Here is a 21,583-nt window from a genome sequence, read left to right on the forward strand (position 1 = left end):
ACCTAGATCAGCCAACCTCCCCTAGACGGATTTGTTTATCTACGCTGCTAAAAATTTCCTCAAGTATTCCGACCAGGCGTCGGGAACCCTGCTCTTTATGGAAGATGTCTCCAGCAACTCGGAGGGCACCAACCGACACCATCGCAACGATCCGCAACACCGTCGAGCTGTCTGGCTCTGGCCACCGCTCTTTAAGCGCTTCGTAGATTTCGGCCTCCTGCTGCACGTAAAACGCCTGCTTACGTGCTTGCACGCTTGGGCTCGTCCGCATCAGTCGATCCAGCTCGATCATCTCGCTTGATGGGATTGTATTGCATACACTGAGAACCGCGTCCCTGGCTGCGATCATTGGGGTGGATTGGTCGGGAGCTTTTCTGACCGCATTTGTCAGCATCTCCCCCATCCCACTCAGCATGGATAGCAGAATCTCATCCTTGGATTTGAAGTAGTAAAAGAAGGTTCTGCGGGAAATTCCCGCAGCGGCAGCAATTTCATCGAGGGTCGTCTGATCGATGCCTTGCTTCAGGAAAAGGGCGATACCTCTTTCCGTGATCCGCTTTTTGGTCTCGCGCTTCTTCAGCTCCCGCAAGCCGCCACTGGCCCTATCCTCATGATCAAAATCGCTCAACGGAGTCCTCTTGTAAACTTACACTCAGTGCGATATTTATTTTACACCAAGTGCAAAAATTAGCAACGAGATGTAAGATGACCAAGTGGACCGCAGCCGACATCCCACACCTGCATGGACGAACCGCCGTAGTGACCGGAACCGGGGGATTAGGGTTGGAAACCGCGCTTGCGCTCGCCAGAGCAGGATGTGACGTGACCATAGCTGGCCGCAACCCAGAAAAAGGCGCTGAAACTGTCTCTCATATCGTACGCGCGGTTCCCGGTGCAACTGTTCAGTTTGGCAAACTTGATCTTGCCAATTTGTCCTCGGTTACCTCATTTGCACAGCACATGGAGAACGAGAAGCAGAGCCTGGACCTTCTGGTGAACAATGCTGGCGTCATGCTTACGCCTAAACGGCAGGTAACAAACGACGGCTTCGAACTGCAGTTGGGTACGAACTATCTCGGTCACTTCGCATTGACGGCTCGCCTTAAACCGCTTCTTTCAAAGGGCAATGCGCGCGTGGTTTCGCTCTCAAGCCTCGCTGCCAACGGTGGCCACATCGACTTTGATGACATCAATGCAGAGAAGAACTATCGGCCACTGGCGGGATACAGCCAGTCGAAGCTCGCATGCTTGATGTTTGCACTAGAACTCGACAGCCGCAGCCGCGCCGGTGGCTGGGGACACTCAGGCTTGGCTGCTCATCCTGGCGTCGCGCGGACTGATCTCGTGCACAACACGCTGGGTCGGCGCAGCTTGGAGGGCCTCGCCAGAACATTTTTGTGGTTCCTACTCCAGCCCGCGTCACAGGGTGCGCTCCCTTCACTGTATGCCGCGACGTCCGCTCACGCAGTTGGAGGTGGTTACTACGGCCCCGACAGGCTCCGTGAAACTCGTGGGCATCCACACCCCGCGCGTATTCCTGCACAAGCACTCGACCCCATCGCCAGGAATAAACTGTGGGAAATCTCCGAACACATGACGGGGATAGCGTTCTGAGAGACCGCTAATTCGGATACCGGTTCACGCCAATTCTGTCGTTGATGCGTTCCAGCCGCCAATGCCTTGGCAGGTCTTTTACAGAACGGCCCACCAAATACAGTCAATGTGGGGGGAAAACACCCCTTACGATCCGGCCGCAAACCATTACCAGAAAGAACAGTCTATTCGCCGGCAGCGAGGGCGGTGGACGAACCTGGGCTACTCTGTCCACGCTCCTGCAGACAGCCAAGATGAACAATGTCGATCCGCTCGATTGGCTCTCTCAGACCCTGACCCACATCGCTCAAGGCTGGCCCGCGTCCGAAATCGAAGCCTCATGCCGTGGAACTTCAAGACTGACGGCATCAGCTGATCGCTTCCGGAAGACGAGCGCGTCTCGACGCCCAAGGGCTTCGCCGACGCCTGCCGGGCCTTTGCCGACGCCGGCTGGAGTGGGCTTTCCGGCGATCCCATCTATGGCGGCCAGGGGTTGCCACGCGTCCTGCAGCTCCTGCTCGACGAGAAGGTCTCCTCGGCCAACCTCTCCTTCGGCCTGTTTCCGGGGCTGACGCGCGGCGCGACCCAGGCGATCGCCCACCACGCCAATGACGAGCTGAAGCAGACCCACCTGCCGAAGATGATCTCCGGCGAATGGATCGGCGCCATGGCGCTGACGGAAGCCTCCGTCGGCACCGATCTCGGCCTGCTCAATCTCACTGTAAGCCAGAAGCGACCAGTTTTCGGCGTATCCATTCGAGGCATGGATCACCCTCAGACCAACAACTCCATTGTACGCGCTCCTCAAGCTTAGAGATTGCGATTGGACAGGCTAAGATTCTCAACGACATCATCGAAACCATTGACGATGCTAGCCTGCGCGGCATCAGACCAATCCTATCCGTCTCGATCACATGCGACGGAATACTGAAAAAGCTGTGGGTTTTGAGCATCACCTTACGTGTCCTGCCATAACCATGAAAATGGATGTCGTCGAATGGGAGTCTATCCGCAGGAAAATTTGCGGCGACATGGAATGCGTTGAAAAACTCATCCTCCGTAATCTCATCACCATATCGTTGATTCCTACTCCAAACGACCACCACATAATCGTCGCTAAACAAGCGTTCAGAGGGGTGTTTATCTGATAGGTAAATTTCCGGCATTATCAGCAAGTCGACATCCCCGCGCGTCAAACGGGCGACCGGGTCTTCATCAGGTGGCTCGATGAACAGTTTCAGGCCGGGCGCCTCGTTGGAAAGGCGACTAATCAAAGATGAAAGATAAACGATTTCCACATAGTCGGATGCGACAATTCGTATCGTCCGTTTTTGAGTTTCCATATCGAAAACTGGGCGTCGAACCACTGTGGAGTCAATTTGGCGAAGCACGCTTTGCACCGCGTCTTCCAGCAGCCTCGCCCGTTCAGTGAGCACCATCTTCCGGCCAACTTGGATCAACAACTCATCACCAAAGTATTCCCGAAGTCTCGCGAGTGCACCGGACGCCGCAGATTGGCTGATGCGGAGCCTTTCGGCGGCACGAGTCACGTTGCGCTCCATCAGGAAGGCATCCAAGGCCACCAATAGATTGAGGTCCAAACGCCTGAATCGCACCATACCTCAGTCTCAATTTGAGTGCTTGCCCTTGAATTCCAACCACCTTTATTTGATAAAACCTACCAAGCAGTCGCGCCGCCATCGATGGAAATATCCGCAGCGGTTACATAGGTCGATTCATCGGAGCCGAGCCAGACGGCACACCAGGCGATATCCTCGGGCCGGCCGATCCGCTTTATCATCATCTTCTGCATGGCTTTTCCTTCGAACTCAGCATCCATCTGCATGTGGCGAGCGGTCTGCTCTGTGAGGATCAGTCCTGGAGCGATGGAGTTGGCGCGAATGCCATGCGGCGCACCTTCCATCGCCAGTTGCCGAGTCATGGCAAGGATACCGCCCTTGCCAGCGCAATGGGCAAGCGCGGGAGAACCGTCGAGAGCGACATGGGAATTAGCCGAAGCAAAATTAATGATAGATCCCTTGCCGCTGGCCTTGAGATACGGCCAGGCGGCACGCGTCACCAGGAAGACGATATCGAGTTCGCCGGCAAGCGTCTTTCTCCACTGGTCATAGGACATTTCGTCGATCCAAGCGAAAAGCGAAAACGCGGCCGCTGGTACGAGAATATCGATTCGGCCATGCGCGGTGCCGATCTCGGCGATCACATTTTCTGCAGCCTTCTCGTCGAGGAGATCCACGGTACGCGGAATGAAATTGATTCCGGCCTCGCTCTTCGTGGCCTCGAGGCCTGCCGCATTTCTGTCCAGCCCGTAGACGATCGCGCCCTGGGCGGCGAACATAGCCGCGCAACCCTTGCCGATTCCGGCACCTGCGCCAGTAATCACCGCAATCCTGCCTTCCAGCCGTTTCTGGCCTTTCGCATCCATCATAGAAGTCGTCCTTTCAGTTCAGCGCCGTCCATGCCGCCAGGAGATCAGCAGGCGCTCGATAAAATCCAATAGATAGGAAAAAGCGAGACCCAAGAGGGCAATTACCAGAAAGCCGACATACATCGTGTCGACCCAGAACACCGTCCAGGCCCACCATATCCTATAGCCGACGCCGGAATCGGCGGTCGAGAATTCTACCGCTACCAGCAATATCAGCGCGGTCCCCATGCAGATCCGCAGCCCCGTGAAGATGCCCGGAAGCGCACCGGGCAACGCCACGGTCAGGTAGGTCGTCAGGCGCGATGCCTTGAGATTCGTGGCCACGTCGAAATAGATTTTCGGAATGGCCGCGACCCCTGCATAGGTATTGAGCGTCATCAGGAAGAAGACATTGATGGCGATCACGACATGTTTCGAGGTTTCGCCAATCCCGAAGATCAGCAACAACAGCGGCAGCAGGGCAATCTTCGGAATCGGGAACAGCGCGGCGAACAGCGGATTGAGCGCGTCGTGGACGGGCCTCAGCAGTCCCATGGCGAGGCCGACCAGCACGCCCGGCACGGCGCCCATCATCAGGCCGATGCCGATGCGCTCGAGGCTAATGGCCAGATCGCCCCAGAATTGCGCAGTCTGCGCCTGGAGGACGGCCGTATAGAGGATCGTCGTCGGGGCAGGGAAAAAGGCGACGTTGATCAGCCCCGCCCGGGCGGCCGCTTCCCACAGGCCGAGCAACAGGATGGGAAAGACAATGCCGAGCGGCAATGAGCGGCCAAAGCCGCGGCTCATGCCTCTCTCGCTTCCAGTCATGGTTTCGATGACAGCCATCACAGCCTCCTATTGCGCCCGTCCCTGGATCCGCCGGTTTTCCTGTCGCCGCGCTTCCAGAACTTCATGCCCCAGAATGTCCCAAAGCTCGCTCGTATAGCGGGCGAAGGCCGGCATCCGGCGAATTTCCGAGGCATGGCGCGGCCTTGGCAGGTCGATCGACATGCTATGGATGATGCGCCCCGGCGCCGAACTCATCACTACCACGCGGTCGCCGAGCAGGACGGCCTCGTCCAGGCCGTGGGTAATGAAGATCACGGTCGAGCGGAACTCTTCCCACAGGCTGGCCAGTTCCTGCTGCATCAGAAGCTTGTTCTGCTCGTCGAGCGCGGCAAAGGGTTCGTCCATCAGCAGGATTTCGGGATTGGTGGCGAAGGCCCGGGCAATCGACAGCCGCTGCTTCATGCCGCCCGACAATTGATCGGGGCGAAATTTGCGAAACGAGCTCAGCCCGGTCTTTTCCAGAAAATAGTCGACGCGCTCCTGGCTCTCCGCCCCTTTCCAGGTGCGCGTTGCCTTCAAGCCATAGGCCGCGTTTTCTTCGACCGTCAGCCAGGGAAAGACCGATTCCTGCTGAAAGATCATTGCCGTCATCGGCCTGGCGACATTGTCGTGGCCGATGGCGATTGTGCCGACCGAGGGACGATCGAGGCCGGCAAACATTCTGAGCAGCGTCGATTTCCCGCAACCGCTCGGCCCGACCACGCAGAGAAATTCTCCCCGCCCGACCGACAGCTCCACGGGCCCGAGCGCCTTGAACCCTTTGTCGGGGTCGCCGAATACCCGGCTGACCCCGCTTACCACGATCTTGCCAGAAGACTGGCCTGTTGCCGCATCCAACACGCTCACTCCTGGCCCGCCCGCTTGAGCAAGTCGCTGTCCAGATGAGCATCCAGATCGGGATCGCCCTTAATCAATCCCTCGTCCTTCAAGACCTGCAACTGCCATTTCAGGCCATATTCTCCGTCGACATTGATTTCGGCCGAAGCCGATGCGGTGCCGAGAGCGATAAGTTCGTAGACTTCGGCGCTCCTAGCCGGAACGAATTCCTGGAAGATGGCGGCGATTTCCTTGCGACCATCGGGACTGGCCAAGGCCTGCCGCATCCAGCCATTGGTTTTCAGATAGGCCCGAACGAAGCGAACCGAAAGGTCCTGGCGCTGCCGCATCGAGTCGGACAAGGCGAGGAAGGCCTGGGAGGCATTCGGCAGGATTTCAGATGATCGAGCCAGGACCTTGACCTTGCCGGCCTCGACGAGTGCGGACAGGAACGGGTCGATGACGATGGCTCCGTCGAGGGCGCCATTGGAAAGCGCCGGCACGATGTCGGGCATCGGCATGCCGACGATCTTGACGTCCGAAGGCGAAAGGCCGATCTTCTTCAGATAGGCTTTGATCATGATATCAAGGATCTGGCCTGGCGCCGTTGTCGCCAGCGTCTTGCCCTTGAGATCTTCGGCCGGTTTCTGCGGATTTTTTATCAGATCCGAGCGCAGTACAATGGCCGTCGGGTCGCCGCCCGGCGCTTCCGGTTCGAGGGCAAGCGCTTCGGCGACAATGGTGATCTTGGCACCGCGCGCCAGGGCATTGAACAGTGCGGCGCCGGACGTAGTGAAGGCCGCATCCACCTGGTCGGTGGCCAAGGCCGGCGCGATCTCCGAGCCCGATTTGTAGAAAACCGGTTCAACCTCGATTCCCTGCTCTTCGAAGAAGCCCATCTTCATGCCGACGAAAATCTGCACGGGAACCCGAATGCTGCCGAAGCGGACCTTGTCGGCCGCATGGGCGAGCGAAGCAGGAGCGATCAGGACCGCCGCTGCAAGAACAGCCGAAATCAATGTCTTCATGCCATTTCCTCCCTGTGGCGCTTGCGCCGGATTATGATGTGGGATCGGCGGGCTTGATCACTCAGGCCCACCGCGGTTGCTGTTTCCCCTCACATCGGATGACGGCCGATGAAGAATTCGCGGAACGGCTCCATCGACGGATTGAGGCCGGCATCGATCAGCCCCTTGCGCAGTGTCAGCATCTGAGGATCGTGGATGCGCTGGGTAGGCATGCGCAGCGGCCCGCCATTGTAACCCTGCAGCCAGCCTTGAAATTTCCAGACATAGCGGTTGATGAAATGGCCGCCATGCATCTGCTGGGCGACAAGGCCCTTGGCCTTGCGCGCCGGGTGCATGCGCCAGTAGATTTCGGTCGCCTTGTCGAATTCGCCGTTGCGCAGCAGGTTGAAGACCTGGGGAATGAGCGGCCCCCAATATTCGTGGTCGCTGGTGGCCGAAAGCTGGATCGGCATGATCTGCGACAACGGGATCAGTTCACCCTCGATCGGCATGGAGATCACCACCTCCCGGCCAAACAGCCTGTCGCATTCGATGACGCTCTGGATCGACGGAAAGCCGCCTTCCGCCTTGATCGCTGCGAGATTGGGGCAATCGTCGATCAGCCGGCGGATCAGCGAGGCCGGAATGTCGGACGCGTGGATGCGGGGAGAGAAGCCCCACAGGAACATCGGGAAGATCATCACAGCCAGGTTGGTCGCATCGCAGACCGCCTTGGTATAATTGTAGATGTCATCCTCGCTTTCCGGGTAGAAGGCGGGCGGATAGGAAAGCAACACGAATTCGGCACCTGCCGCTTCGGCCTTTTGGATCGCCTCGATATTCTGTTCGAGTGTGTTCCAGCTGGCATGATGGGTGATGACCAGCCTGTGTGCCGCCTCGTCCTTCATCATCGCCAGGAAATCGATATATTCATCGAGGGTGATCGATACTTCGGAGACGCCGAGCGAGCCGATGAAACCATGTTCGATGGCCAGCCGTGTATCGTGGCGGATCGCCTTTTCATTGAGCCGTGTCAGATCGTTGGAAAAGGATGGAATGGTGCAATTGATCACCCCGACCAGCTTTTCGCGTGCCCAGTCCCGTGCTTCGTTTTTTTTGTACGAGGCCATGTTCGTCTCCCTGTCAGAGTGTTTCGCCCGCGCCATGCCAGGCGAGGTATTTCATTTCGAGAAATTCCTCGATGCCGTAGATCGAGCCTTCCCGGCCGATACCCGACTGCTTGATGCCGCCAAAGGGCGCGACTTCGTTCGAGATCAGGCCGGTATTGATGCCGATCATGCCGGCTTCGATGGCTGCGGCGACGCGCCAGATGCGCGCGGCATCGCGGGAAAACAGATAGGCAGCCAGCCCGAACTCGGTGTCGTTGGCCATGGCGACCGCCTCGGCCTCGCTGTCGAAGCGAATGACCGGCGCGACAGGTCCGAAAGTCTCCTCCCGCGTCACGCGCATTTCGGATGTGACACCCGACATCACGGTCGGCTCGAAGAACAGGCCTCCCCGCGCGTGGCGTCTGCCGCCGCTATGTAGGCTCGCGCCTTTGGCCAGGGCATCGGAAATGTGGTCTTCGACCTTCGCCAGGGCTGCTTCATCGATGAGCGGGCCCTGTTGGACGCCGTCCTCGAAACCGTCGCCGACCTTGAGCGCGCAAACACGCTGGGCGAGCTTTTCGACAAAGCGGTCATGGATGCCGGCCTGGACATAGGCGCGGTTCGCGCTGATACAGGCCTGCCCGGTGTTGCGATACTTTGTGGCCAGCATGCCGTCGACCGCCTGGTCGAGATCGGCATCGTCGAAGACGATCAGCGGTGCATTGCCGCCAAGCTCCATCGACGCTTTCTTGATCGTCGCAGCCGCCTGGGACAAAAGCAGGCTTCCGACCTCGGTCGAGCCGGTGAAGGTGATCTTGCGCACCAGCACATTGCCCGTCAATTCGGGCCCGATATCGCGGGACTTTCCCAGGACGACGTTGAACACGCCCTTGGGGATTCCGGCGCGCTCGGCCAGTTCGGCCAGAGCAAGCGCCGTCAACGGGGTTTGCTCGGCCGGCTTGACGACCATGGTACAGCCTGCGGCCAAAGCTGGAGCGGCCTTGCGAGTGATCATCGCCGCGGGGAAATTCCACGGGGTGATGGCGGCGCAGACGCCCACCGGTTCCTTCAGGACGACGATCCGCCCGCCTTTTTCCGGCGCCGCCATGATGTCACCCCGGATGCGCTTGGCCTCTTCGGCGAACCACTCGATAAACGAAGCCGCATAGGCAACTTCACCCTTGGCCTCCGCAAAGGGCTTGCCTTCCTCAAGCACGATCAGCCGGGCGAGATCCTCGGCATTTTCGGTGATCAGGTCGAACCATCGGCGCAGAAAAATAGAGCGGGTTTTCGCTGGCACCTGACGCCAGGCCCCATAGGCATCGTGTGCCGCCGCGATCGCCTGCGCGACTTCGCCACGGTCGAGTTTCGGCAGAACGGCCAGCCTGTCGCCGGTCGAAGGGTTGAACAATTCATAGGAGCCCGCCTTGCCCTGGCTGATCCAGGCGCCGTCGACATAGGCGGCGGATTTGAAGAGCGTGGGATCGGACAGGATGGAAGGCACGGGGTTGGCAACGGGTTGCGTCATTTCAGCACCGGATGGATGGTTTTCGAAAGGATGGTGCCGAGGCCGAGTTCTTGGGCCCGGCGATAGCACATGGCAGCCACCGCAAGATCCTGCAGCGCCGCGCCGACCGACTTGAACAGCACGATCTCGTCGGGCGACCGGCGGCCGGTGTGACGGCCCGCGATCAGGTCGCAAAGCGGAACAAGCTTGCTTTCGAACACCACGCCGGCATCCTTTGCCGCCCGCATGTCGCCCGTGTCATGAGCCACTTCCTCGACCATGTCTGCAACGATCAGTTCGGCCCGGGCAATGGTCTCGGGATCCACCTCGCGCTGCTCGGGCAAGGTCGAGCCGATCGAAGCCACGGTCATGCCGGGCGCCAGCCAGGCGCCGTCGAAGAGCGGTTCCTCCAGCCGCGAACGGGCCGCGCAGATCAGCACGTCCGGCCGGGACTCGACGACGTCTCGGGCGGTGGCGTCACCTGCGATATCGAGGCCGAGAGACGCGAGTTCCTGCTTGAATTTCGCCCGGCTGTCGGGGTTGGGACTAAAGACGCGGACTGAGGAAATATCGCGGACCGATGCAAAAGCCGCGAGATGGTTGCGGGCTTCAAAGCCGGTGCCGAGAATGCCGACCGAAACCCGACCCGGACGCGCCAGGGCGTCTAGTGCGAGCGCCGTGGTGGCGGCAGTGCGAAAACCCGTGATTGAATTGCCGTCGATCAGCGCCAGAAGCTCGACGCTCTCCTGATCGAAGAGGGGAATTAGGTAGCTGGCGCGACTGTTGCGAATATTGGCAGCGATCATTTTCGCGCCCATGACGCCCCCGCCAGGCGTGATCCCGGTCAGGGTGCGCAGCCAGAGCCCATTGCCGCGCGCCATCGAGCGCGGTGGAAACATGGCCTCCGTCTGATCAGCGGCATAAGCTGTTCTCAGTTCCAGGATGGCTTCCTTCCAGGAAAAGGCATGGGCAAGATCATCGGCGCCAAGAAATAGCGTGGGTTGGCTCAGGGAGGCCTGCATCGAACTCATTGTCGCTCCGCACAGAAATCAAGATAGAAGCGACTTATTAGACATATTAATGCGTGTCAATCATATTATTGATTTATGTTGATTTGCGGCCAGCGAGATTTTATGAAACATCCTAGGGCAGCCGAGGGAGACTTGTGTGGCAGAAGAAAACGATGAGCAGCGCCTGAGGGCCGTCATCGACACGGCGTTGCAGCGGGGCGAGCAGCAATTGCCGCCGGAGCCACGCCTGGCGGAACTGGTCGAGGTCTCGCGGGGACGGCTTCGCACGCTGCTTAAAAGGCTCGAGGACGAAGGGACCATCTGGCGGCATGTCGGCAAGGGCACCTTCATTGGCCCGCGGCAAATCGATCCATCGTCTCCGGAGTGGTTCGAAGGCATCAGCCTCGGCGATATCATGGATGCGCGGCGGCTCTTCGAGCCGCAGCTTGCCGCCCAGGCGGCGATTGCCGCACGACCTGCCGACATTGCCTCGCTCGAGCGATGCCTGGAAGAACTGGCGGAAGCACCCTCCTACATGCATTGGAAGCGGCTTGATGAGCGGCTTCATCGGCTGATTGCCGAAGCCACCCACAATAGCCTGCTGCTTCTGCTCTACGACACCCTGCGCAACCAAGGCCGTGCCGGTCTCGATCTGCGTCTCAATGCGGTTTTCGGCAGTGACAGCGCGCCACTCGAGACCGATAGACAGCATGCGGCCATCGTCGCGGCGATCAAGAACGGCGATCCCGACGGCGCTGAGCAGGAAATGCGCCAGCATCTCAACCATGTACGGGCACGATTGTTTGGCCTGCGCTAGAGGCTTCCTCGCCACCCGCGCCTGAGCCGCCGTGGCGCAGTCCTGCGTGCCAACGCTGCTAAAAACCCCCGGCTGACGCTGCCGACCTGGATCTGTCGCCAGGCAATGCCGATCCGGACGCCGATCGATCCTCAAACGAAGGGCCTTGCCGCATGTCGGCGGCGCTGACATCGTGGCGCACCCGCCACTCGGCTCCAGCTCGGACACAGCTCCCTCTCTTGGAATGGAATTGTCGCACCAACCGGCGCGCTCATAAAATGTAGTGACCACTACATTTTTCATTGCCAATAACTGTAGTGATCACTACAGTTCTCGCGTAACCGCATCTTTTATCGACCGGGAGGGCATTCGCGATGCAGGCGACCACACCATCGTTCATTCCAGCACGACAGGCAGAGGTGGAGACAGCAACTCTCACCCGCGCGCTTCTGGAAATCGCCGCCAAGATCGGGGCCGACAAAGTGATCATTGGCGACGGGGGAGAATATCGAGATCCTTACCAACCACAGGCATGGGATGCCTTTACGACCGCCGGCGTCGTTCAGCCCGACAGTGTCGAGCATGTTCAAACGATCGTGGATATTGCGGGCCGGTACGGGATTCCGGTCTGGGCCCAGGGGCAAGGCCGGAACAACGGCTATGGCGGGGCCGCGCCGCGCCTGTCGGGCGGGATAACGATCAATTTTCGCCGAATGAACCGTGTTTTGAAGATCGACAGGGAACTGGGCTATGCGCTCATCGAGCCCGGCGTCTCCTTTCAGGACATGTATGATGCCATCGAAGCAGCGGGCGCCGACCTCATGGTGTCGGTGCCGGATCTGGGCTGGGGAAGCCTCGGCGGCAATTCGCAGGACAATGGCTTGACCTATTTGCCTTATGGCAAGGATTTCCAGGCCATCTGCGGCCTGGAAGTGGTGACGGCAGATGGTCGCCTGCTGCGGACCGGCATGGGTGCGATGGACGGCAACGAAAGCTGGAACCTCTATAAGCGCAGTCTGGGTCCGACCATCGAGCCGCTGTTCATGCAGGGCAACTTTGGTGTCGTTACCAAGCTGGGCCTGTGGCTGATGCCGAAGCCAGAAGCAATTGCCCATGTCCATGTCGATGTCAGCCGCGACGAGGATCTGATTTCACTCGTCGATATCCTGCGCCGGTTGCGCCTGGACGGAACGATCGACGGTGTGCCTTGCATTCTCAACACCCTGCTGATCGCGTCCACCATCGCAAAGCGCGACCACTGGTATGCCGGCGACCCCTCGGTTCCGATACCGGACGAGGCGATCGATGCGATCGCCGAACGGATCGGTATCGGTCGCTGGCATCTTCGTTTCGCGCTTTACGGCGATCGCAACATAGTGGCTCTGCAACTCGACAAAGCGACAAAGGCCTTCAGCGCCATTCCGGGAAGCCGGATCCGGTCCTCGGTGACGGGGCCGCGCGAGTGGCCGAACCTGCCCGATCCTTCCGATCGCGTCTATTCAGGCGTCCCCAATTTGGACTGGAAAGATATGGGCGGCTGGTATGGCGGAGAGCGTGGCGGCCATATGAGCTTCGCCCCGGTGGCGCCGCTGACCGGAAAGACTGTCTATGAGCTTCAATGCTGGATGCGGCGGGAATTCGAAAACCATGGCATCGATCATACCGCCGATCTCATCGTCGTTAACGCCCGCTCGCTGGTCAGCGTCGCCGGAATACAGTTCGACATCGATGATGAGCAGGCGACGGCAACCGGCTATGCGGCCATGCAGGATCTCGTGAGGAAGGCAGGCCAGCGCTGCTACGGCGAATACAGGGCGCATTTGCAATTCATGGATCTCGCCCAGGATCAATACGGCTTTGGCGAACATGCCTATCGCCGTTTCGTCGAGCGGATCAAGGACGCCGTCGATCCCAAGGGAATCATCAATCCGGGGCGGCACGGAATCTGGCCGGCCCATCTCCGCACGGCAGACACTCGACAAGGCTGACGAAACACGGCAAAGCCCAATTGCAATGATGGACGATTTCCCGCATCCTCGAACCGGGATGCGACATCCCTCAACGCGTATGTTTTGCAATGTGCTGATTCCGTGAAAGACCTGCCTGCCGACTTCGAGATCCACCCTCCCCAGCAGGAGCGTACCCAGGCAAGCTGGGAGCGTATCCTGGAAGCGGGGCTCCGCCTTCTCGAAGAAGAAGGATATGACGGTTTCACAATCGCCGCTATCTGCGCGCGCGCCAATGTCAGCCCGACCGCCATTTACGCGCGCGTACGCACGAAAAAAGCTTTGTTTCTTGCGGTTTTCGAGCACGGCTTCGGCGCCGTCCGGCAGGAAACGGAGGCAACCCGGGCAAGGTTGAAAGGCAGCTCGCCCGATGCTGTCATTCGTGGCGCGGTGGCCGCCATCGCGCTGACAACATTTGCCCATCAACGCTTCCACCGTCCTGTCATACTTCGTGCGGAAATCGATGACGAAATCGCGCTTCGCACCCGTCAGGCACGGACGGAAACGGCGACCTGGTTTCGCGATATTGTCTTGCGTCACTCGGGCGCCCAGAAGCAGCCCAACCCGGAACGGATCGACCGCTGTTTCCGGGTGATTTTTGCGGCTCTCATGGCGCGCGTGGCAACGCCCAGTGCGCTGGATGTCGGCCTTGTATATAGCGACGAAAGCTTTATCGCCGATCTTCAGGATACGGCGGTGAATTGGCTTCTGCTTGCGCCGGCTTCCTGAACTTCACCTTTGAGTTCTTTTTTACCAGGGTGATGAGCGCCACATCACATTTGTTGCTGCGGCCATTGTCGTGCAAGCCACGGACCCTGTGACTGCAGAAAGTCGTCTTCCAAAATCGTCATGGCTTTTCATCCGAGCCGTTCCCAACTTTGAAGTTGGCCGCCGGATCATTGTTAAGAAAAATCTCTGCGACAATGCGTCTTAGCCAGATCTGGCCCGGATCCTTGTGCTGTCGCTCGGTCCAATACTGCTTGAGATGGATCGGTTCGATCGGGATAGGTGGCTTGAACACCTCGATCTCGAGAAACTCGGCGAAGCAGAACGCAAGCATTTTCGGCACGGTGGCGATCAGGTCGGAATCGCGGACAATGAACGGGATGCTGGCATAATTCTGCGAGCGGAAGGCGACCTTGCGGTCGATACCGGCGCTGTTGATCCTGTCCTCCATCCGCCGTTGGGCATGACCCTCGCCGATCAGTCCGACATGTTCGGCGCAACGGAATTCCTCCACCGAAAGTCCGTCCCGGATCAGCGGATGGCCCTTGCGCGCCAGACAGACGAAGGGATGGTCGGCGAGCGACTGACTATAGACAGAATGTGCGGTCAGCTCGGGAAAATAGCCGAGCGCCAGATCGACGTCGCCGAGCCGCATGGCATTCATCAGATCCTGAGGTTTCAGGCATTTGGCTTCCAACGTGATGCGCTGTGATTCCGCGCGAAATCGCCTAAGGATGCTCGGCACAAAAGTGATTTCCCCCAGATCGGTGGTGTTGATCACAAAGTGACGATCGCTGTCGCGCGGCGAAAAATCGCTCCGCGCCAGCACTTCCCTGGCGAGGATCGTCAGGATCCGCTCGACCGGCTCCACCAGTTCAAGTGCCCGGGAGGTGGGCTCGACGCCGCGGCCGGATCGAATGAAAAGCTCGTCACCGAGAATCCCCCGCAAACGGCGCAGGGACTGGCTGACGGTCGGCTGGTTGAGCCCGAGCGCCTCGGCTGCGCCGGTGACGCTACGCTCTTTCAGGATGGCCTGGAACAGCAGAAGCTGGTCCAGGGACAGGTTTTTCCCATCATCGATTTTCATGAAGCTTATTCCGATCCCCGAATAGTTCGCGCTCCGGCTGTTTGACAGAATGAAAATCGGTAGGGCGGCGAAGAGGAGTTAGCCGTCTCTACCCGACACGAGGAGGAGTTCATGCATACAGAAAGTGGCCTAGCTGTCCATGGGGAAATGGCACCGCCGAAGAAAGCGGACGCCCGTCGCGGCTATCGCTGGATCGCCCGAGAGATCGATAGCCTGGATCCCGAGACTGATTATGTCCGTATCTGGCAATTGACGTCCTGTTACCGGGTCGACGAAACCGCCTTCAATCTGCTCTACTGTCTTGGCCTGCCGCGGATCACCCAGAACCCGGCCGGCAGCGAGCTTCTCGCCTCGCGCACCCGCAAGGCCGTCGACCAGATGCACAAGCGCGCCTATGACACGCTGTCGAGCTTCTGGACCTGGTATGAAAAGGGTCCCGCCAGCGAAGAGACTCAGCGTTCGATCGAGCTGGTCAATCGGATCCATGCCGGCCTGGCCAAGAAATGGCCGGAGGCCTTTCCCGACGAAGACTATGTCTATACCGTCTGCATGCTTGCGACCTCCGCCCACCAGTTGCGCCAGAAGATCGGCGTGGCGGGCTTCAGCAATAAACAGAAGATCGCCGCGCATCATTTCTGGCGTGACATCCTGCGCATGATGCGCGGCATCAACGGCTATATCGATGTGTTTCCAGACGATTTCGCCGGCATGGAAAAACTGGTCGCCGAATTCGACGCCCGCGACTGGCCCCACAGCGAAGCCGGCTGCCAACTTGCCGAATATACGGTTCAGCAATTCTGCGAGGCCAATTTTCCGAGGCCGCTTCATGGCCTCGGCCGGCAGATGGTCCTTACGATGCAGGAGCCTTATATCCGCAAGCTCCGCGATATGGGCGAACCCAATCCGCTGGCAGCCTTCCTCGTCCGCAAGCTCATGCATTTCAAGATCTGGATGGCCGAACATGTTCTGCCGGATCCCAAACTTAGCGTGCCCGAGCGGGCGCGGCGGGCCGGCCGCACCGACAACCAGATGCAGATCCCCCCGATGATCGCGGTCAGCGAAGTGCCGTTTGCCCGCGATGGCCGGCTCGGTCCCGCGCCGCCCCGGCTTCGGCCGAAGGCACCGGGAAATGCCCTTTTCACTGATGCCGGTAATTGCTCGGCCTGACGCCGTGTCCCGCGGTGCCGGAGAGCCGCCAAAATTCTTGACCAAGGACAAGCGACAATGATTGATCTCACGCCACCGCCTGGCGCGGCCTCGGCCGGCCGGCCCGTTCGGGAGCGGTCCTCATGAAAAGACGAAACTTCCTTCTTTTGGCGGCGGCGGCCTCGCTCGGCGCAATCGCCGGGCCCCGTCTCGCACCGGCTTTCGCCGCCGGATCCGGCCTATTTCTTTACGACCGGCGCTTTTCCACCGGTCACACGGCTCTGCCCGGCGCCAGGATCGTAGCGACGGGCGCGGATGTTTCTCCTGTCTGGTTCACCGAGATCAGGCCCTATCTTATGGCCTCTTCCGCGCCGGTCACGGGTCTTACGCTCGGCGACACCCTTTTCTGCCTCTCGAGGCTTGCCGCCGACCTCAGCTGGCGAATCGCCGATTGCCACGTCGCTACCACCGGGACGAGGGTTCCCATAGATCACGTCACTGCTTCCGCACCCTATCGCTGGACCTTGGTCCCGCGCACCAGCCTGAACATGAAAGTAAGCTGACATGGCCATACTTCCGCCCGGCCTCACCGGCCAGCAATTCGAAGAGGCGCTCAAGCGCTTCCGCGCCATCGTCGGCGCTGATTGGGTCTTTACCTCTGAAGACGATCTTGCCACCTATCGCGATTCCTATTCGCCTTTCTGGGACGAGCCGGAAGAGCGGCTTGCCGCTGCCGCTGTCGCGCCGGACAGCACAGAACAGGTCCAGGCCCTGGTGCGTGTGGCCAATGATCTGAAAGTGCCGATCTATCCGATCTCAACCGGCAAGAATCTCGGTTATGGCGGCGCGGCACCCAATCTGTCGGGCAGCGTCATTGTTGATCTCAAGCGCATGAACCGGGTCATTGAGGTCGATTCCACCCGCTGTTTCGCGCTTGTCGAGCCGGGGGTTTCCTATTTCGACCTCTACAGTCACCTCAAGGACAAGGGGCTTGATCTCTGGATCGACTGTCCGGAACCGGGCTGGGGCAGCGTAATCGGCAATGCGCTGGATCGCGGGGTCGGCTACACGAGCCAGAATTACCGCGATCACTTCGGCGCCCATTGCGGAATGGAAGTCGTCCTCGCAAATGGCGAACTGATGCGGACGGGCATGGGCGCTCTGCCGGGCGCCGCTACATGGCAGGATTACAAATATGGGTTCGGCCCCTATGTCGATGGACTGTTCTCGCAGGGGAATTTCGGCATTGTGACCAAGATGGGCATCCATCTCATGCCGCGTCCGCAAGCCATGAGCGCCGGCGTCATTGAGGCGAAGAACTATGCCGATATCATTCCTCTTCTGGAGGTGCTGAACCGGCTCGAAATGTCGGGGCTTTGCGACGGCATGCCGCAGATCACCAGCCCGGTCACCGGCACTCTCGGCGCCAAGCCTGATCTGGAGATCACCCGGGTTCTCGGAATGCAGGGCGGACCGACGCCAGATGAACTCGCCCGTATCGCGGGGGACAGGCCGTTCTGGAACGTACGCGTCCTCTCCTATGGTCCGCCGGTAATCGCCAAAGCGAAATGGGAACATGCGAAAGAAGAATTCCGGAAGAAGCTGCCCGAATGCCGCTTCATTGAGGAAGTGACCTACGACATCCCGCTGACGCCCGAACAGGAAGAAGCACTCGAGCCCTATCGGCTCGATCTCGACCGCAAGGTCAATTTCGGCATTCCCAATCTCGGCATCTTTGCGATGGGCGCGCGCTCACCGGCCTTTCCTGCCCCGTCCGACGGCCATCTGTGGTTCTCGGCGGTGATCCCGCGTTCCGGCGAGGGCGTGATGAAGGCCCAGAACGTCTTCTGCAAGGCGATCGCCGAAATGGGCGTTTACGTTGGCTTCAATGCCCCGGTGCCGCTCGGCTATACGCCGCACACCTTCATCATGATCTTCCCGATCTTCATCTCCAAGACCAATGCGGAGATGAGCCGGAAAGGCCTGATGTTGCTCAAGCACCTTATCATGATAGCGGCCGAAAACGGCTGGGGCGAATATCGGGCGGCGCCGGCGCTGCAGGATTTCATCCTGGACCGCTACAGCTTCAACGATCATGCCTATCGGCGCTTCTGCGAGCAACTGAAAGATGCCGTCGATCCGAACGGCATTCTTGCCGCCGGCCGCTATGGCATCTGGCCGAAGCATATCCGCGACGAGAGGAAGTGACATGCGTATGACTCTTTTTCCCAGCCTTCTTCTTTCCATGCTCTCGGCTTCCGGCGCAGCACTAGCCGCCGATGCGCCAGCGGGCGTCAAGCGCGGCAAACAGGTCTTTGCCAAATGGTGCGCGCCCTGCCACGGTCCGGGCCGCCATACGCCGGGAACTATGGCGTTGCATTTCAAGTACAATGACGATCCGCCGCCGCTGCTCGAAATGCGTGGCGATCTCGATATCGACATGCTGGCCTATACGATCCGCAATGGAGCCTCGATCATGCCGTCTTTTCGCAAGACCGAGATCAGTGACGCCGACATAGAGGCGCTGGCCATGTATCTCAAAGCCAGCGCCAGGAAGTGAGACAGCTCTGCTATAAAAAATTTCGTTGATGTCCGAAAGAGCGCCAGGGCGTTTCGGCGAGACTACATGTGAGCTTTCATTAGGTTGTCCATTCAGAGCAGATCGAGGAGACTGGAGTTACCACACCTCAGTCATCCAGAATCGCTCCGAATGAACATCCATAAGAATGCCCGACTGACACCTTTGCGTCGAGGGGAAATGGCGCTTGCCATCATCGCAGGATTGCCCGTTGTCCGTGCCGCCAAGGTCTACGGCGTCTCGGACAAGATCGTGGCGCGTTGGGTCGAGCGCTTCAAAGCGGGTAGGCGCGAGGCCATGCTTGATCGCACGTCGCGACCGCTGTCTAGATCACATTTCATTTTTGTCGTGTGTGGGCTCCACTGGTGTCAATACTTTTCTTGATGCCTTGCGCTTGGGGGCGGCCTTCAAAGACGCGTGCGCAGCCATTCAAGCGAAGTGCATCAAATGACTAACGCCCATGTCGCTGAGCCCACGTAGTTCATGGTTAGGGCCTATAAATCGGTTGACTGTTCCATTGCTCCCCGTTCCCCAAAAGCGCGCCGACTTCCAAGGCGTTTATATGGAAATGGGCGTTGGTGCATAGATCACCTTTTAGAAGGTAATTGCCCTGGGAACGGCGCGAAGCAACAGGGCCCTGCCGATCAGGTTTCATTACTCATGGTCCGCTTTCGCGCTCGACAGGACAAAGGCTGTCAGTTCGGCGGGGACTGTCGCAAATCTCCGTGGTTGCCGAGTTGTTGACCATCGGCGAGGAAATTGCCGCTCCCGATGTAGCGGAATGTCGCCATGATTCTGAAAACGATTACCAAAAAATGCAGCTTCAATAGTAGGATGATTTCAAAGGGCGGTATTTAGAGACATGGCTCATTGTCGGGGATACAGCCGAGTTGCAACGTACGACAAGGTGAAGGTGCTTCACCGCGAGATCTCGTTTGTTGCTGAATCCGCGGCAAGCGCTTGATGCTTTACCGACTATGCAATTGATCGGAAATCGCTTCAGCCGTTTCAAGCAGCATCCGGCTGAGCGCATCAACGCGATCTTTTTCCAGTCGCGAGGAAATGGCAGAAATCGTTACCGCAAGATAGGGCTGGCCATAGGCATTGGGAACGGTCGCACAAATCCCGGCCACACCTTTGATCGTCACATCTTTCGCCCAGCCATAGCCTTGCGACCGGATGCGTTCGATCTCGTCGCGCAGGAATTCGGCATTGCCGGCACCAAACAGGTCGGGCGTTTTCTCCGCACGGCTGATGACGTCTTCGGCCTCGGCCGGCTCCATCGAGGCCAGAAATGCGTGCCCGGCATGGCTTCCGACGAGCGGCAATGTCTGTCCGGCATTGACGACATGGGTGCGGATCGGAAAGGCGCCTTCGCATCGAAGAAGATAGAAGGATTGATCGCCGCGCCGGATGGCAAGATAGACCGTGTCACCGCATCGGTTGGCGAGATCCTGCATGATTTGCCGGAACGGTTCGAGGTCGCCAAGCGGACTGGGTGCCGACAGGCCGATCTCATAGAGCGCTGTGCCGAGATGATAGCGTTTCGAGGACTTCTGCTGCACAAATCTCTCTGCAATCAGCGACTGCAGAATACGATGAACCGTCGGCCGGGAAAGACCCGTCGCATTGGTCAGGTCAAGCAGCCGTGTGCCGGAATGGCCTCTTTTGGCCACTTCCCGCAATATGCGGCAGGTCCTTTCGACGACCTGGCTCTTGGAACCGCCATCGTCCAGCATGTCGTCGCTCATCGAATCTCCCCCGCAATTTTCGAGCCCCTCACCTATAGCTCGCCACAAATGACTAGAAAAGACCGATATGCGGACTATTTTTTCGATGGCCCAGAATGATTTTGGTTCTTCGTCAAAAAAGTAAATATTCTATCTATCTGTTATTATTTTGTTATATCTGATTTTTCCGCCTTCTACATATCCTATTCCCCATTCCAAATATGGACTTTTTTTCGAGCATCCCCTAGCAATTCCGAAAGGTGAAGGCGATCAAACAGGGTCGCGGGCGTGTTTCGGGAGAGGGAAATGAACAGAATTGACATGGAAGGACGGGTGGCGGTCGTCACCGGAGGAGCGCGTGGTATCGGCCTGGCGATCGCGCGGCGGTTCGCGCAATCGGGCGCTCGCGTTGCAATCTGGGATTTGCGAAACGGTGAGGAGGCCGCGCGCGCAATCGAAGGCGCAATTGGCGTTGCTTGCGACGTCTCCTCTGAGGCCTCGGTGGCTGCGGCCATGCTTGAAACAGAAAAACAGCTTGGCAAGGTCGACATCCTGGTCACATCCGCCGGCATGACGGGCCTTACGCATCCCGTCGATCAGCATCCGGCACAGGCATGGAAACAAGTGGTCGATGTGCATCTGTTTGGCGCCTTCCTGTGTTGTCGGGCAGCGCTCCCCTCCATGTTGGAGCGCAATTATGGCCGGATCGTCACCGTCGCTTCGGTTGCCGGAAAAGAAGGGAACCCCAACGCATCGAGCTACTCCGCAGCAAAGGCGGGAATCATTGGCCTCACAAAATCGCTCGGCAAGGAACTGGCCGGCACCGGCGTCCGGGCGAACTGCATTGCGCCGGGACTGATCGATACGCCATTGATGGAGCAATTGCCGCCGGAACAGGTCGCCTTTTCGCTTTCGAAAATCCCGATGGGGCGATTTGGAACGGTGGAGGAGGTCGCGGCCATGGTGAGCTGGATGTGTTCCGAGGAATGTTCATTCACGACCGGAGCCGTTTTCGATATTTCCGGAGGTCGAGCGACCTATTGAAGTTCATATAATGGACATTAATTTCCAATGCATGCGGATTGTGAACGGAAAAAATAAAAAAACTTCACCAGACAAACTAATTTTCAATGCGTTGATGCAGATCAACTGCTTTGAAAATATTTTCATTTGAGTCCGATATGCGGACTAATGA

20 protein-coding genes and 3 pseudogenes are annotated in these 21,583 nt (G+C 58.8%); 12 read left to right on the forward strand and 11 right to left on the reverse strand.

Annotated features, from left to right (window positions below):
• Positions 1-7 precede the first annotated feature (7 nt).
• Positions 8-628 (reverse strand): TetR/AcrR family transcriptional regulator, encoded by a 621-nt coding sequence (locus Q4481_RS19455; protein ID WP_304378058.1) that lies wholly within the window; start codon positions 626-628, stop codon positions 8-10.
• Between the two features lie 77 nt (positions 629-705).
• Here Q4481_RS19455 and Q4481_RS19460 point away from each other — a divergent pair, with 77 nt between their 5' ends.
• The 3 genes and pseudogenes from Q4481_RS19460 to Q4481_RS19470 all read left to right on the forward strand — a co-directional run.
• Positions 706-1,614, forward strand: a complete 909-nt coding sequence (locus tag Q4481_RS19460) for an SDR family oxidoreductase (protein ID WP_304378059.1) — start codon at positions 706-708, stop codon at positions 1,612-1,614.
• Positions 1,615-1,745: 131 nt separating this feature from the next.
• Positions 1,746-1,969, forward strand: a pseudogene (locus Q4481_RS19465) (transposase domain-containing protein); the annotation flags it as partial.
• A 54-nt stretch (positions 1,970-2,023) separates the two neighbouring features.
• Positions 2,024-2,407 (forward strand): annotated as a pseudogene (locus tag Q4481_RS19470) (acyl-CoA dehydrogenase family protein); the annotation flags it as partial.
• Here the strand turns inward: Q4481_RS19470 and Q4481_RS19475 are convergent.
• The 8 genes from Q4481_RS19475 to Q4481_RS19510 all read right to left on the reverse strand — a co-directional run bounded on the left by Q4481_RS19475 (position 2,310) and on the right by Q4481_RS19510 (position 10,340).
• Positions 2,310-3,212, reverse strand: a complete 903-nt coding sequence (locus tag Q4481_RS19475) for a LysR family transcriptional regulator (RefSeq protein WP_304378060.1) — start codon at positions 3,210-3,212, stop codon at positions 2,310-2,312. The pseudogene Q4481_RS19470 and the gene Q4481_RS19475 overlap by 98 nt on opposite strands.
• 59 nt (positions 3,213-3,271) lie before the next feature.
• Positions 3,272-4,042: an SDR family NAD(P)-dependent oxidoreductase gene (locus tag Q4481_RS19480; protein WP_304378061.1), complete on the reverse strand. Its 771-nt coding sequence runs from the start codon at positions 4,040-4,042 to the stop codon at positions 3,272-3,274.
• 18 nt (positions 4,043-4,060) lie between these two features.
• Positions 4,061-4,867: an ABC transporter permease gene (locus tag Q4481_RS19485; protein WP_304378062.1), complete on the reverse strand. Its 807-nt coding sequence runs from the start codon at positions 4,865-4,867 to the stop codon at positions 4,061-4,063.
• Positions 4,868-4,876: 9 nt separating this feature from the next.
• A complete protein-coding gene (locus tag Q4481_RS19490; RefSeq protein ID WP_304378063.1) occupies positions 4,877-5,707 on the reverse strand; it encodes an ABC transporter ATP-binding protein in 831 nt (276 codons plus the stop codon).
• Positions 5,708-5,712: 5 nt separating this feature from the next.
• The gene (locus tag Q4481_RS19495; RefSeq protein WP_304378064.1) at positions 5,713-6,714 is read right to left on the reverse strand and encodes an ABC transporter substrate-binding protein; all 1,002 of its coding nucleotides are present in this window, start codon (positions 6,712-6,714) and stop codon (positions 5,713-5,715) included.
• 89 nt (positions 6,715-6,803) lie between these two features.
• Positions 6,804-7,823 carry a dihydrodipicolinate synthase family protein gene (locus Q4481_RS19500; RefSeq protein ID WP_304378065.1) on the reverse strand — a complete coding sequence of 340 codons (1,020 nt, stop codon included), beginning with the start codon at positions 7,821-7,823 and terminating at the stop codon, positions 6,804-6,806.
• A 13-nt stretch (positions 7,824-7,836) separates the two neighbouring features.
• Positions 7,837-9,330, reverse strand: coding sequence for an NAD-dependent succinate-semialdehyde dehydrogenase (locus Q4481_RS19505; protein ID WP_304378066.1), 1,494 nt, complete (start codon positions 9,328-9,330; stop codon positions 7,837-7,839).
• The gene (locus Q4481_RS19510) at positions 9,327-10,340 is read right to left on the reverse strand and encodes an ornithine cyclodeaminase family protein (RefSeq protein ID WP_304378067.1); all 1,014 of its coding nucleotides are present in this window, start codon (positions 10,338-10,340) and stop codon (positions 9,327-9,329) included. Before Q4481_RS19510 ends, Q4481_RS19505 begins: the two co-directional genes overlap by 4 nt.
• Positions 10,341-10,476: 136 nt before the next feature.
• Between Q4481_RS19510 and Q4481_RS19515 the strand changes: the two genes are divergently transcribed.
• The 3 genes from Q4481_RS19515 (at position 10,477) to Q4481_RS19525 (ending at position 13,850) form a co-directional block, all read left to right on the forward strand.
• Complete coding sequence (locus Q4481_RS19515) at positions 10,477-11,136, forward strand: FadR/GntR family transcriptional regulator (RefSeq protein ID WP_304378068.1); 660 nt, start codon at positions 10,477-10,479, stop codon at positions 11,134-11,136.
• Between the two features lie 353 nt (positions 11,137-11,489).
• Positions 11,490-13,103 carry an FAD-binding oxidoreductase gene (locus Q4481_RS19520; RefSeq protein ID WP_304378069.1) on the forward strand — a complete coding sequence of 538 codons (1,614 nt, stop codon included), beginning with the start codon at positions 11,490-11,492 and terminating at the stop codon, positions 13,101-13,103.
• 102 nt (positions 13,104-13,205) lie between these two features.
• On the forward strand, positions 13,206-13,850 hold the full coding sequence (locus Q4481_RS19525; RefSeq protein WP_304378070.1) for a TetR/AcrR family transcriptional regulator: 645 nt from the start codon (positions 13,206-13,208) through the stop codon (positions 13,848-13,850).
• A gap of 118 nt (positions 13,851-13,968) precedes the next feature.
• Here the strand turns inward: Q4481_RS19525 and Q4481_RS19530 are convergent, their stop codons facing one another.
• A complete protein-coding gene (locus tag Q4481_RS19530) occupies positions 13,969-14,934 on the reverse strand; it encodes a LysR family transcriptional regulator (protein WP_304378071.1) in 966 nt (321 codons plus the stop codon).
• Between the two features lie 111 nt (positions 14,935-15,045).
• Here Q4481_RS19530 and Q4481_RS19535 point away from each other — a divergent pair, with 111 nt between their 5' ends.
• The 5 genes and pseudogenes from Q4481_RS19535 to Q4481_RS19555 form a co-directional block, all read left to right on the forward strand.
• Positions 15,046-16,101, forward strand: a complete 1,056-nt coding sequence (locus Q4481_RS19535) for a hypothetical protein (RefSeq protein WP_304378072.1) — start codon at positions 15,046-15,048, stop codon at positions 16,099-16,101.
• Positions 16,102-16,223: 122 nt separating this feature from the next.
• The gene (locus tag Q4481_RS19540; protein WP_304378073.1) at positions 16,224-16,643 is read left to right on the forward strand and encodes a hypothetical protein; all 420 of its coding nucleotides are present in this window, start codon (positions 16,224-16,226) and stop codon (positions 16,641-16,643) included.
• Position 16,644: 1 nt separating this feature from the next.
• Positions 16,645-18,288: an FAD-binding oxidoreductase gene (locus tag Q4481_RS19545; RefSeq protein ID WP_304378074.1), complete on the forward strand. Its 1,644-nt coding sequence runs from the start codon at positions 16,645-16,647 to the stop codon at positions 18,286-18,288.
• A gap of 1 nt (position 18,289) precedes the next feature.
• Positions 18,290-18,640 carry a c-type cytochrome gene (locus tag Q4481_RS19550; protein ID WP_304378075.1) on the forward strand — a complete coding sequence of 117 codons (351 nt, stop codon included), beginning with the start codon at positions 18,290-18,292 and terminating at the stop codon, positions 18,638-18,640.
• Positions 18,641-18,790: 150 nt separating this feature from the next.
• A pseudogene (locus Q4481_RS19555) lies at positions 18,791-18,979 on the forward strand (helix-turn-helix domain-containing protein); the annotation flags it as partial.
• Positions 18,980-19,626: 647 nt separating this feature from the next.
• Here Q4481_RS19555 and Q4481_RS19560 read toward each other — a convergent pair.
• The gene (locus Q4481_RS19560) at positions 19,627-20,409 is read right to left on the reverse strand and encodes an IclR family transcriptional regulator (RefSeq protein WP_304378076.1); all 783 of its coding nucleotides are present in this window, start codon (positions 20,407-20,409) and stop codon (positions 19,627-19,629) included.
• Positions 20,410-20,694: 285 nt separating this feature from the next.
• Here Q4481_RS19560 and Q4481_RS19565 point away from each other — a divergent pair, with 285 nt between their 5' ends.
• Complete coding sequence (locus tag Q4481_RS19565; protein WP_304378077.1) at positions 20,695-21,432, forward strand: SDR family NAD(P)-dependent oxidoreductase; 738 nt, start codon at positions 20,695-20,697, stop codon at positions 21,430-21,432.
• The last annotated feature ends 151 nt before the right edge of the window (positions 21,433-21,583 follow it).

It is taken from the genome of Fluviirhizobium alvei (genome assembly GCF_030551875.1).
GTDB lineage: Bacteria > Pseudomonadota > Alphaproteobacteria > Rhizobiales > Rhizobiaceae > Rhizobium_E > Rhizobium_E alvei.

What these genes read in the sequence shown, in the direction of transcription:
- Q4481_RS19505 (WP_304378066.1), bottom strand. Translation starts at nt 9,330, where the DNA reads ATGACGCAACCCGTTGCCAACCCCGTGCCTTCCATCCTGTCCGATCCC.
- Q4481_RS19460 (WP_304378059.1), top strand. Translation starts at nt 706, where the DNA reads ATGACCAAGTGGACCGCAGCCGACATCCCACACCTGCATGGACGAACC.
- Q4481_RS19480 (WP_304378061.1), bottom strand. Translation starts at nt 4,042, where the DNA reads ATGATGGATGCGAAAGGCCAGAAACGGCTGGAAGGCAGGATTGCGGTG.
- Q4481_RS19520 (WP_304378069.1), top strand. Translation starts at nt 11,490, where the DNA reads ATGCAGGCGACCACACCATCGTTCATTCCAGCACGACAGGCAGAGGTG.
- Q4481_RS19485 (WP_304378062.1), bottom strand. Translation starts at nt 4,867, where the DNA reads ATGGCTGTCATCGAAACCATGACTGGAAGCGAGAGAGGCATGAGCCGC.
- Q4481_RS19535 (WP_304378072.1), top strand. Translation starts at nt 15,046, where the DNA reads ATGCATACAGAAAGTGGCCTAGCTGTCCATGGGGAAATGGCACCGCCG.
- Q4481_RS19475 (WP_304378060.1), bottom strand. Translation starts at nt 3,212, where the DNA reads ATGGTGCGATTCAGGCGTTTGGACCTCAATCTATTGGTGGCCTTGGAT.
- Q4481_RS19530 (WP_304378071.1), bottom strand. Translation starts at nt 14,934, where the DNA reads ATGAAAATCGATGATGGGAAAAACCTGTCCCTGGACCAGCTTCTGCTG.
- Q4481_RS19550 (WP_304378075.1), top strand. Translation starts at nt 18,290, where the DNA reads ATGCGTATGACTCTTTTTCCCAGCCTTCTTCTTTCCATGCTCTCGGCT.
- Q4481_RS19560 (WP_304378076.1), bottom strand. Translation starts at nt 20,409, where the DNA reads ATGAGCGACGACATGCTGGACGATGGCGGTTCCAAGAGCCAGGTCGTC.
- Q4481_RS19500 (WP_304378065.1), bottom strand. Translation starts at nt 7,823, where the DNA reads ATGGCCTCGTACAAAAAAAACGAAGCACGGGACTGGGCACGCGAAAAG.
- Q4481_RS19540 (WP_304378073.1), top strand. Translation starts at nt 16,224, where the DNA reads ATGAAAAGACGAAACTTCCTTCTTTTGGCGGCGGCGGCCTCGCTCGGC.
- Q4481_RS19545 (WP_304378074.1), top strand. Translation starts at nt 16,645, where the DNA reads ATGGCCATACTTCCGCCCGGCCTCACCGGCCAGCAATTCGAAGAGGCG.
- Q4481_RS19565 (WP_304378077.1), top strand. Translation starts at nt 20,695, where the DNA reads ATGAACAGAATTGACATGGAAGGACGGGTGGCGGTCGTCACCGGAGGA.
- Q4481_RS19510 (WP_304378067.1), bottom strand. Translation starts at nt 10,340, where the DNA reads ATGAGTTCGATGCAGGCCTCCCTGAGCCAACCCACGCTATTTCTTGGC.
- Q4481_RS19495 (WP_304378064.1), bottom strand. Translation starts at nt 6,714, where the DNA reads ATGAAGACATTGATTTCGGCTGTTCTTGCAGCGGCGGTCCTGATCGCT.